9 protein-coding genes and 2 riboswitches are annotated in these 11,804 nt (G+C 31.5%); of the genes, 6 read left to right on the top strand and 3 right to left on the bottom strand.

What is annotated here, in order from left to right; translation table 11 throughout:
- Positions 1-284 precede the first annotated feature (284 nt).
- The 5 genes from B4A23_RS16510 to B4A23_RS16490 all read left to right on the top strand — a co-directional run bounded on the left by B4A23_RS16510 (position 285) and on the right by B4A23_RS16490 (position 7,057).
- On the top strand, positions 285-728 hold the full coding sequence (locus B4A23_RS16510; RefSeq protein ID WP_291121521.1) for a cytochrome c oxidase assembly factor Coa1 family protein: 444 nt from the start codon (positions 285-287) through the stop codon (positions 726-728).
- Between the two features lie 75 nt (positions 729-803).
- A riboswitch (cobalamin riboswitch) is annotated at positions 804-988 on the top strand.
- A 99-nt stretch (positions 989-1,087) separates the two neighbouring features.
- On the top strand, positions 1,088-3,085 hold the full coding sequence (locus tag B4A23_RS16505; protein ID WP_291121519.1) for a TonB-dependent receptor: 1,998 nt from the start codon (positions 1,088-1,090) through the stop codon (positions 3,083-3,085).
- A complete protein-coding gene (locus tag B4A23_RS16500; RefSeq protein WP_291121517.1) occupies positions 3,082-4,218 on the top strand; it encodes a YncE family protein in 1,137 nt (378 codons plus the stop codon). The genes B4A23_RS16505 and B4A23_RS16500 overlap by 4 nt, the downstream gene beginning before the upstream one ends.
- A gap of 9 nt (positions 4,219-4,227) precedes the next feature.
- Entirely contained in the window at positions 4,228-5,400 is a 1,173-nt protein-coding gene (locus B4A23_RS16495) for a PKD-like domain-containing protein (RefSeq protein ID WP_291121515.1), read from the top strand.
- An 82-nt stretch (positions 5,401-5,482) separates the two neighbouring features.
- Positions 5,483-7,057, top strand: a complete 1,575-nt coding sequence (locus B4A23_RS16490) for a DUF5074 domain-containing protein (protein ID WP_291121512.1) — start codon at positions 5,483-5,485, stop codon at positions 7,055-7,057.
- Between the two features lie 54 nt (positions 7,058-7,111).
- Here the strand turns inward: B4A23_RS16490 and B4A23_RS16485 are convergent, their stop codons facing one another.
- A complete protein-coding gene (locus B4A23_RS16485; RefSeq protein WP_038336827.1) occupies positions 7,112-7,573 on the bottom strand; it encodes an Lrp/AsnC family transcriptional regulator in 462 nt (153 codons plus the stop codon).
- Positions 7,574-7,679: 106 nt separating this feature from the next.
- Positions 7,680-7,818: riboswitch (cobalamin riboswitch) on the top strand.
- Between the two features lie 86 nt (positions 7,819-7,904).
- On the opposite strand from B4A23_RS16485, the gene metE reads away from it, so the two are divergent.
- Positions 7,905-10,226, top strand: a complete 2,322-nt coding sequence (metE, locus tag B4A23_RS16480; protein ID WP_291121509.1) for a 5-methyltetrahydropteroyltriglutamate--homocysteine S-methyltransferase — start codon at positions 7,905-7,907, stop codon at positions 10,224-10,226.
- An 85-nt stretch (positions 10,227-10,311) separates the two neighbouring features.
- Here metE and B4A23_RS16475 read toward each other — a convergent pair whose 3' ends face one another.
- Positions 10,312-11,253: a hypothetical protein gene (locus B4A23_RS16475; protein WP_291121507.1), complete on the bottom strand. Its 942-nt coding sequence runs from the start codon at positions 11,251-11,253 to the stop codon at positions 10,312-10,314.
- Positions 11,254-11,259: 6 nt separating this feature from the next.
- Positions 11,260-11,796 carry a GNAT family N-acetyltransferase gene (locus B4A23_RS16470; RefSeq protein ID WP_291121504.1) on the bottom strand — a complete coding sequence of 179 codons (537 nt, stop codon included), beginning with the start codon at positions 11,794-11,796 and terminating at the stop codon, positions 11,260-11,262.
- Positions 11,797-11,804 lie beyond the last annotated feature (8 nt).

The raw sequence follows: 11,804 nt of genomic DNA, 5'->3' as shown, positions 1-11,804 counted from the left end.
TTATTTTCTTGAGGCTTTTTTGTGTTCAATAAAGTTATAGGTTTTAAGTGCTACGTTCTACGTATAACATAAAACTTATTACGTAATACTTCATAAACACCCCTATAATCCCCTCAAGGGGATAGTTTGTTTAGATCTTTATTCTGTAAGTCTTAAATCTTACGTCTTATAACTTAAGATTCTTCATTTCGCTACGTTCCAAGTAACAGTATTATTTTTGTTTATAATTTAAATTTAACAAGCGAACGCCCAAATTTATTATCTTTACTTAAAACCTAAACATTATGGAAGAAAATCAGTATGATAATCAATTGTTACCAAAGGAAAGTTGGTTTAAACGTAATTGGAAATGGGTAGTGCCTATTGGCTGTTTGTCGTTTGTGATTTTATTTTTTGCGTTGTTAATTGGAGGTGCTTTTTTGGGTTTTAGTAAGTTGACATCTGATAGTGACGTGACGAAACATGCAATCAATATTATTAATCAAAATCCTGAAGTTCAACAGAAATTTGGTACGGATGTTAAAACGGATGGAATGTTTAGTGGAAATATTTCTGTTTCGAATAATACAGGAGAGGCGAATATTTCTGTTCCGATAAAAGGGACAAAAGGTTCTGGAACTGCAATTATTGTTGGAGAGAAAGAATTTGATAAATGGAATTATGAAAAGATTGCGGTTCAGGTTGATGAAACTGGAGAAGTGATCGAAATAAATAAAGTAAAAGAATAAGCTAACGAATGAGTTAGCTTTTTTTGTTTAGCTATTATTGATAAAGATTTAATTGTTTATTCAAAATAATAATTTTACTTTTGATTAACATTTGGTGCGAACTTAATCGTTCGGTAACAGGGAATCAGGTGAAAATCCTGAACAGACCCGCTGCTGTAAGCTCCATATTTTTTAGATACATATATCCACTGTTCATAAAATGGGAAGGATTTCTAAAAAAGGAGTAAGTCAGAAGACCTACCAAAATGATAAATGTTGAATGCTTTCGGGGACTAAAGCGTGAAGTTCAAATTTTGGATAGGTTCGTCCTTTCAATACTTCTTCATACACTCTCGTTAGCAACAATTGATTATTGCTAAATGAGAAATCTAAAAACTATAATTATTTGTTGCAGCTTGATTTTGCTTTCATGTCGCATTGCCTCTGCGCAAATTATTCATGATAGTATTTTAGAGCTTCAGCAAGTTAATATCTTAAAAAATAATGCAAAAGCCGTTGTTCCTGTTCAGGAATTGAAAGGAGCGGAGCTAGAGGCTTTAAATAGCCATTCTGTGGCAGATGCTGTTCGTTTTTTTGCAGGTGTACAAATCAAAGATTACGGTGGAGTTGGAGGTTTAAAAACTATTGATGTTCGTGGGATGGGATCTCAACATGTTGCAGTTTTTTATGATGGAATTCAACTTGGAAATGCGCAAAATGGAATTGTCGATTTAGGGAAATTTTCTTTAGACGATATGGAAGTGATTTCTTTATATAATGGTCAAAAAAGTAATATTTTTCAATCAGCGAAAGATTATGCTTCTGCTTCTGCTATTTATCTTCAAACCAAAAAAACTGTTTTTATTGGTGATAAAAAAACAAATGCTACACTCCGTTATAAGCTAGGTTCGATTCAATTAATCAATCCTTCAATTCGTATTGAACAAAAAATTACGGATAGATTATCAGCTGTTTTGAGTGCTGAATATGTTAAAACTAATGGTGTATATAAATTCCGTTATCAACGCAAAAATTTGGATGGAACAACTGCATACGATACAGTTTTGAAACGTAGAGATGGACAAGTTGATGCAAAACGTTTGGAATTAGGATTGATCGGAAAAGGAAATCAATCGAATTGGAATGTAAAAGGATATTTATATGATTCTGATCGAGGAATTCCTGCTGCAATTGTTCGTGGTCGATTTGATGGACGTGGACAAACTTTGGTTGATCGAAATTATTTTGTTCAAGGAAAATATGAAAAACGATTCAGAAACTTTCAATCAAAGATAAACGCAAAATTTGCTTATGATTTCACTCATTATACAGATACAGTTTCGACCGTAAAAACAGAAAATAAGTACACACAACGCGAGTTTTATGTGTCTTGGGCAAATCTTTATTCGATTACAGATAATTGGGATGTGAATGTTGCAACAGATTATCAGTTTAATAATATGGGAGCAGATTTAAAGAATTTTTCTTTTCCTACTCGTCATACAAATCTTGTAGCGTTCGCGTCTACTTATCGTCTTGGAGGTTTGAGTTTACAAGGAAGTTTATTAGGAACTTTTGTAAAAGAATCAGTAGAAATGAACACAAGTGCTCCAGATAAAAATGTATGGACGCCAACAATCATCGCCAACTATCAACCATTTAAATCTCATGATTTTAATGTCAGAGCATTTTACAAACGTATTTTTAGAATGCCAACGTTCAACGATTTGTATTATACAAATATTGGTTATTCTAATCTTCGACCAGAATATTCAACGCAATATAATGTTGGTTTTACTTATTCTAAATCAACTCCAAATTTTTTCAAAAATATTACAATTCAAGCCGATGCTTTTTACAATGAAGTAACTGATAAAATTGTTGCTGCGCCTTCGGGAAGCTTGTTTCGTTTTACGATGTTAAATTTGGACGAAGTCAGAATAAAAGGGTTGGATGTTAAAATTCGATCAACATTCCAACTGGGAGAAATAGAAGTTTCACCAATGCTTAACTATGGTTTTTTGCAAGCGTTAGATTATTCGAATCATAAAAAAAGTTACTACAAAAATCAAATTCCATATACACCAAAACATAGTGGCTCTTTTGTTTTAGCGGCTTCTTATAAAACATGGAATTTTAATTACAGTTTTATTTATGTAGGCAAACGTTATGACGTTCATCAAGATAATATCAAAACAAATCGTCTTAATCCTTGGTTTACAAATGATTTAGGAATACATAAAGAATTTAGGTTGAATCAAAATTTGTTCAAAGTTTCTTTTGAATTAAATAATGTTTTGAATCAACAATATGATGTCGTTTATAATTATCCAATGCCAGGAAGACAATTCAAACTAATATTAAGCGCAAACTTATGAGAAATTTCAAACAATTATTCGGCTGTTTTTTAACAGCAATCACTTTTTATGCTTGTCAACAAGATACTTATTTGATTGAGAAAGAAGAAGAAGGTGTAACCGATCCCGAAAAAACTGATGTCGTTGGTTTTTATTTGCTTAACGAAGGAAATATGGGAAGTAATAAAGCAACAATAGATTATATGGATTTTACTACAGGAACCTATAATAGAAATATATATGCAACCGTAAATCCTACTATGGTAAAGGAATTGGGTGATGTTGGGAATGATATCAAAATTTATGGAAATAAGTTATATGCGGTTATCAATGTATCAAACTTTATCGAAGTAATGGATGCAAGAACAGCCAAACATTTGGGAACAATTCCTTTGGAAAATGGTCGTTACATCACGTTTGCAAATGGTAAAGCGTATGCATCTTCGTATGCTGGTCCTGTTACAATCGATCCGAAAGCGCCCTTAGGAAAAGTGGTCGAAATTGATACGATTAATTTATCGGTTACACGACAAGTGACGGTAGGTTATCAGCCAGAAGAATTAGAAGTTGTTGGGAATAATCTGTATGTAGCAAATTCAGGTGGTTATCGAGTTCCTGAGTATGATAAAACAGTTTCTGTGATTGATTTATCAACATTTAAAGAAACCAAAAAAATTGATGTAGAAGTAAATCTTCATCGTTTAAAAAAAGATGCAGATGGTGATTTATATGTGACTTCTCGTGGTGATTATTATAACGTTCCATCAAATTTATATGTGTTAGATAGTAAAACGCATCAAATCAAAAAGAAATTTGATATTCCTGTTTCTAACTTTACGATTGTTGATAACAAACTCTATTATTATTCAAACGAATTTAGTTACACAACTTTCGAATACACAAAAACTTATGGTGTAATTGATACTAAAACAGAACAAGTTATTAACAAAACATTGGTCAATGATCCTGTTATTAATGAAATCGAAACGCCTTACGGAATTGCTGTAAATCCTCAAACCAAAGATCTTTTTCTAACCGATGTCGGAAATTATGTTTCGATGGGTTACATCTATTGTTTTGATAAAAATGGTGCTTTTAAATGGAAAACTGCTGCCGGAAATATTCCTGCTCATTTTGCTTTTGTCTATAAATAAAATTTACATATGAAATATTCTAAAATCTTACTAACCGCATTAAGTTTTGCTTTAATACAAAGCTGTAGTGATGATGAAAACATTATCGAGACAAATCCTGATAATGCTACTTTACAAGCATCTTATGATGCAGCACGTTTAAAAATTGTTTCAATTGAACCAACTGTTTCTGGTTTTGAAAATGCAACATATACATGGAAACTTGGTAATGAAATTATTGGCAATGAGAAAACCTTAGGTTTTGTTTCTGATAAAGTTGGTGCTTATGATTTAACATTAGAAATTACTTCAGGAGCAACTTCTAAAACAATAAAAACAAAGGTTAATGTTACACAAGAATTATCTACTTACAGCAAATATATTTCTCAAGTCTTTGATTATTTGCCTGCAGTTGGACAATTCACAAATGCTTTACCAGCTTATGTAACAGGAGAAACTCAAGCTGATATGACAGCCAAAGCTGCTAAGGCTTTAGTAGGAGAAAAATCTACAATGATTACGCTTGGAGGTTACGGAGGATATGTGGTATTTGGTTTTGACCATACGATTATGAACCAACCAAACAAACGCGATTTTAAAGTTTTAGGAAATGGTTTTGCTGGATCTTCTGAACCTGGAATTGTAATGGTTGCATATGATAAAAATAAAAATGGAAAACCAGATGACGACGAATGGTACGAAATTGCCGGAAGTGAGTATACGAATCCAAATACAATAAAAAATTACACCATAACGTATACTAAGCCAGACGAAAATAAAACACCTGTAAAAGGTACTATTGGATGGCAAACAGATATTGAGTATATAAAATGGTCTGATAATCAAGGAAATTCAGGTTATAAAACTAAAAATTCTTATCATAAGCAATCGTATTATCCATTGTGGTTTGGTTCGGATCAGTTAAAATTTACAGGTACACTTTTACCAAATAACTACACGGATCAAAGTGGAAATGGGACATATTGGGTAGGAAAACAATATGCTTATGGTTATGTAGACAATGCGTCAAATAGCAGCGAAGATTCAAACATTGATATTGATTGGGCTGTTGATAAAAATGGAAATCCTGTTAAATTATTAGGAATCGATTTTATCAAAGTTTACACAGCAACAAATCAAGAAGCAGGTTGGTTAGGCGAAATCTCAACAGAAGTTGCAGGTGCTTATGATTTACATTTATAAATTTTAAAATAACATTCTAAATATTTTTATCCGAGGCTGTCATTTTTGGAATGATGGTTTCGGATTTCTAAAAAAACAATACATGAAGAAATTTTTACTTTCGATTTTTACAATAGTAGCAATTCAAACAAGTTTTGCACAAACAAAGGAATACACAAACGGCGTTTTTATTTTGAATGAAGATTGGTTTGGTCATACAAATGGATCAATCAATTTTATGAATCCAGATTATTCTATCGATTATAATATTTACAAAACTGCGAATACCAATGAAGAATTAGGTGTTACGCCTCCTTTTGCAACAATTTATGGTGATAATTTTTTCATTGTTTCAAAACAAGGAAATCGTTTAGTTGTAGCTGATTCGAAAACTTTACAGAAAAAAGCCAGCTTCGAAACAATTGGTGGAGACGGAAGAAGTTTTGTAGGTGTTGATGCTAAAACAGGATATTTAGGGACTTCAAGTGGACTTTATTTGTTTGATATTGAAAACTTGAAATTAGGATCTTTAATTGAAGGTGCTGATAAATTTGGTGCTTTAGCAAATATTATTCGAACTTCTACTTATGTTTTTGCCGTAACACAAAAGGGTGGAATATTAGTAATTGATCCAAACACTAACAAAATTAAGCAAACGATTGCTGGAAGTTTTATTTCTGTAGTTCAATCTAAAGATGGAAATGTTTGGGGAGCATTGGCAAATAAATTGGTTAAAATAAATCCTGTGACTTTAGAAACGACAGAAATCTCGATTCCAACGAAAACAATTCCGAATACTTGGGGAGCGTGGAATGCAGGAAGTTTTTGTGCATCAACAAAAGAAAATGTGATTTACTTTTTCCCAGGTTCTGGTTGGTCTGTTAGTCCTACAATTGTAAAATATGATGTGGATAAAAATGAATTCAATGAGAATTTTGCTACAATTCCTGGTCAAGATGAGCAATATAAACAAGTTGTTTATGGAGCTGGTTTACGCGTAGATCCTGTGTCAGATGAATTAATTGTAACAACAACAGAAAATGGATATGGAACACATTACCAAAAAAACTGGATCCATAAATTTGATAATAAAGGAAATTTAACGAAAACAATTCCTTTAAATGATTATTATTGGTTCCAATCTTTACCTATTTTTCCAGATAATGCAGCACCAATTATTAATGATTTAGAGACGACTTATCAAATCAACTCAGCAACAACAATTGATTTGAAAGATAAAGTTTCTGATTTAGATAATTTATCAGCAGCAATTGTAAAAGATTTAGAAATTATTGAAAATGATGATGTCGCTGAAATTTCGATTAATGATAAGGAAGAATTAGTAATTAATCCATTAAAAAATGGAACAGCTAAAATTAAACTTTCTTTCAATTCGAATGGAAAAGTTGTTTCACAAAACATCACAATTTCATTAGCTGTTTTAGGAACAAGTGATCTAAATAAATCATCAATTAATGTTTATCCAAATCCTGTTAACAATGTATTGTTTATCGAAACAAATGAAGCTTCAAAAGCCGAAATTTTCGCTATTACAGGAACTAAAATGACAGAGAAAACACTTCAAAAAGGGAAAAATCAATTAGATGTTTCTTCTTTACCAAAAGGTGTTTACATCATAAAAGTTAACAATTCTACTTTCAAAGTAATCAAAAAGTAGTGTGTTATTTATTTGTGGAAAAAAGGTTGAGCATTGCTCAACCTTTTGTTTTTATTAAATATTGATTCCGTACGTATTTTTTATTTCGGCCATCACAAAAGAGCTGTGCGTACTTCCTATACTTTCTAAAGCGCCCAATTTATTGAAAACAAAATCTTGATATTGCTTCATATCCAAAACTTGCACTTTTAAGATAAAATCATATTCGCCCGAAATATTATAACATTCCACCACTTCATCAATCAACAAAATATCTTCTACAAGTTTATTCCCAATCGTGCGATCATGTTGTTTTAGCTTGATGCTGCAAAAAACCATAAAGCCTTTGTTTAGTTTTTCGGCATCCAAAACCGCTCTATAATTTTTGATATAACCTTGTTGTTCCAACCTTTTTATACGTTCAAAAACGGGTGAAGGAGATAAATTAACTAAAGCAGCAATTGCTTTTACTGTCAATTTCGAATCTTTTTGTAGAATTCTTAATAGTTCTAAATCGGTTTGATCTAATGTTTCCATCCAAATAATATTCTTTTCAACACGATATTATATCGTTGTTTAAGTGTTTTGTTTTGTAAAATTAATCATAATAAGTTGTAAAATCTTATTTTTTCAATTTTTTCAATTTTTTATTTTGTCTTATTACATTTGTGAAGAAATAAATAACAAATTATTGGGGAATCGTGTGAGAATCACGAGCTGTCGCGCAACTGTAAGTAATTCAAATTACAAGTCAGATTACCAATAGAAACAAAAGATGATACTTTCGCGATTTGAAGTCTGTCTGTCAAAATAGTTTTACTATTTATCAACTCGCGTTTGTGTTTTTGAACATTAAAAAACAATCAAAATGCAAACACAAATTTTAGGTTATCCAAGAATTGGCGCTAACCGTGAACTAAAAAAAGCCTGCGAAAATTATTGGGCAGGTAAAATTGAACTACAAGCTTTATTGCAAACAAGCCGTACAATTACCAAACAAAATTGGGCATTGCAACAAGCTGCCGGAATTGATTTAATTCCATGTAATGACTTTTCTTTTTACGATCAAGTTTTAGATTTTACATTATCAGTTGGTGCAATTCCAGCGCGTTTCAATACAGTTGCGTTAAATAAAAAGAATACAGAATTAGACTTATATTTTGCGATGGCAAGAGGCTATCAAAAAGATAATTTAGATATTACAGCGATGGAAATGACAAAATGGTTTGATACAAACTACCATTATATCGTTCCAGAATTTGTAAAAAATCAAGAATTTAAATATTTCTCAAACTCAATTGTAAACGAATTTATCGCTGCCAAAAAAGAAGGTTTTAATCCAAAAACTGTTTTAATTGGACCGATTACGTATTTATTATTAGGAAAAGAAAAAGAAGAGGGATTTGATCGAATTGATTTAATTCAGAATTTATTGCCAGTTTACTTTGAAATTATTCATGATTTAATCAATCATGGAGCAAATACAATTCAGTTCGACGAACCTTTTTTAGCTTTAGATTTAGATGAAAAATCAAAAACGGCTTATCAAGAAGTTTACAAAAAAATAAGAAAAGAATTTCCTCAACTTACAATTCAGGTCGCAACTTATTTTGATGGATTGAAAGATAATACAGCTTTAGCAATCAATTTACCAATTGATATTTTGCATCTTGATTTGGTTCGAGACGAAAATCAAATTGATGAAATATTGAATCAAATTCCTTCTCAATTAAAACTTTCTTTAGGTTTAGTTGATGGTCGAAATATTTGGAAAAATGATTTTCAAAAATCGCTTTCAACCATAGAAAAAGTTGTGAACAAAATTGGAGAAAAACGAGTTATTATTTCAACATCTTGTTCATTATTACATTCGCCTTGTGATTTAGATTTAGAAACAAACGAAAAAAATCTTCCGACAACAATCAAAGATTGGTTTGCATTTGCTAAGCAAAAATTGGAAGAAGTTGCTTTCTTAAAAAATTATTTCTCAAACCCGAATGACGAAAAATTGATTCAACAATATGAAGCGAATCAATTTTCGATTAATAATAGAAAAAATTCTCTATTAATTCATCAAACTCAAGTTAAAGAACGAGTAAATGCAATAAAAGATGAAGATTATAATCGTACAAATAGTTTTGGACAGCGAAAAATTGTGCAACAAAATGTGCTAAATCTTCCTCCTTTTCCTACGACAACAATCGGATCTTTTCCACAAACACAAGAGGTGAGAAGTTGGCGTGCGAAGTATAAAAAAGGAGAATTATCTGCCGAAGAATATGATACTTTACTGAAACAAGAAACCAAGCGTACGATAGAATGGCAAGAAGAAATTGGCATTGATGTTTTGGTGCATGGTGAATATGAGCGCAACGATATGGTGGAATATTTTGGTGAAAAATTAGCCGGATTTGTCTTCTCTAAAAATGGTTGGGTTCAGAGTTATGGAACGCGTTGTGTAAAACCGCCTATTATTTTTGGTGATGTTTATCGTCCAGTTCCAATGACGGTTTATTGGTCGAAATATGCACAATCTATCACAGAACAAAAAGTAAAAGGAATGTTGACAGGTCCAGTTACGATTTTGCAATGGTCTTTTGTTCGCGATGATCAGCCAAGATCTACGACATGTAAACAAATTGCATTGGCGATTCGTGATGAAGTTTTGGATTTAGAAAAAGCTGGAATTAAAATTATTCAGATTGATGAGCCTGCAATTCGAGAAGGTTTACCATTGAGAAAAAATGAATGGCAAAATTATTTGAAATGGGCGGTTGATTCGTTCAAATTAGCGTCAAGTAATGTTGAGGATTCTACGCAAATTCATACGCATATGTGTTATTCAGAATTCAATGATATTATCCAAAATATTGCTGATTTAGATGCGGATGTTATTACAATTGAATGTTCGCGTAGCCAAATGGAATTGTTAAATGCTTTTTCAGATTTCAATTATCCAAATGATATTGGACCTGGAGTTTATGATATTCACTCGCCTCGCGTTCCGTCGAAAGAGGAAATGGTTGATTTGATAGAGAAAGCGGCAAAAGTTATTCCGGCAGATCAATTATGGGTGAATCCTGATTGCGGACTAAAAACGCGTCATTGGGAAGAAACTGAAAAAGCATTAATCGAAATGGTTGCGGCGACAAAAGAATTAAGAAAAATATATACGCCAAAAGCGATTTAAGCTTAACATCCTACTTTTATGACTTAAGTAGTGTAGTGTTATTTATTTGTGAAGAAAGGTTGAGCATTGCTCAACCTTTTGTTTTTTAATAATAACTTATCGTTCGTTTTACAACATATTTTAAATCTCCATTTGTTGAAATAGAAGCTTTTATCCAATTATTTTTCGAATCATATTCATACGAAACTTGATAAGAAGTTAAAACAGTTTGTCCATTTCGGAAGGATTGTTTTTTGAAATTGACAATTTCATTTTTCGAATCAAAATCAGCTTGATAAGCCAACGTTTTATTTGTGTCAAATGATTGTAATTTCGAAATATTTCCATTCTCAAAAAACATTATTTTGCTCGAATTTCCAGCAATTTCTTCCTGAAAAATAGGTGTTTCTTTATCGTAAATATAATACGATTTTCGTCCTTTTTTTCCATCAAAAGAAGTCATTTCGTCCAAAACCAATAAGCCATTTTTGTTATACGTCAAATTATTTTCACTAATCGTAGAACCTTCCACCTTTGTTGTGATTTTATCCAACTTATTTGAATAATTAAAAATCGTTTCATAACTCGATTTTGACGATTTTCCTTCAATCTTTTCGGTCAAGTTTATCAACCGATTTTTATTGTCATAAACAAAGGTTTTGTCCGAAGCAATTCGTTTTGGATCTTCACCATTGTTAATAACTATATTCGTCTGTTTATCAATAAAATTTGAGTTATTGTAATCGTAATTAACATAGTTATAAACAGCTAATTTTCCTTGATAATCCAAATAATTTGTTCGCTTTGTTAACAATCCTTTTTGATTAAATTCTAACGAAATTTGATTGTAAAATTCATTCTCCAAAAAAGGTAAAGTTGTGGTATTTCCTTTTGCATCTGTTGCAGTTGAAGTCACTTTTTCTACCTTTCCTTTCAGATTAAAATCAGCTAAAGTTATTTTAACTTCATAATCATTCGTCGAAATTTTTTGTGCAAAACTACATGTCGAAACAAGAATTGTACATAAAAGTATAATAGGATGTTTCATGATTAATTATTTCTTCAATTCATACCAAAAGCAATCCAGATCCCACATGTCCAGATGAAAAGTTTCAGTGACTTCGAAACCTATTTTTTCTAAAACATTTCTTGATGCTGCATTTTCTGTATGTGTTATAGCATTTAGTTTAAAATCAGTCATATTTTCACGGTAAAAATCCATGCAAGCTTTCGCAGCTTCTGTCGCGTAACCTTTTCCCCAAGTTTCTTTTCGGTAACGATAGCCAAAATCTAAGAAATCAAATCGATTATTCATCGCTTCTTTTTCGGTCATGTATTTAAAACCAGTCCAACCAATCATTTTTCCCGATTCTTTCTCCACAACAGCTACACGTCCATGTCCAAGTTCTTGGTATTGAATCAATAAATTTTGGATGATTTCTCTTGTTTCATCAATCGTTTTAATTGGTTGATTTTTCAGAAATATATGAACTTCTGGTTGAGAATCCATCTCATAAAAATCTTGCAAATCATCCATCGTAATTGGACGTATTATTAAACGCTCCGTTTCTAAAGTTGGTAAATATTTCATTGAGTTAT

It is taken from the genome of Empedobacter sp. UBA7248 (genome assembly GCF_002472945.1).
GTDB lineage: Bacteria > Bacteroidota > Bacteroidia > Flavobacteriales > Weeksellaceae > Empedobacter > Empedobacter falsenii_C.
Note: the sequence above shows the minus strand (reverse complement) of the source record. Positions and strands in the feature narration are given on the sequence as shown.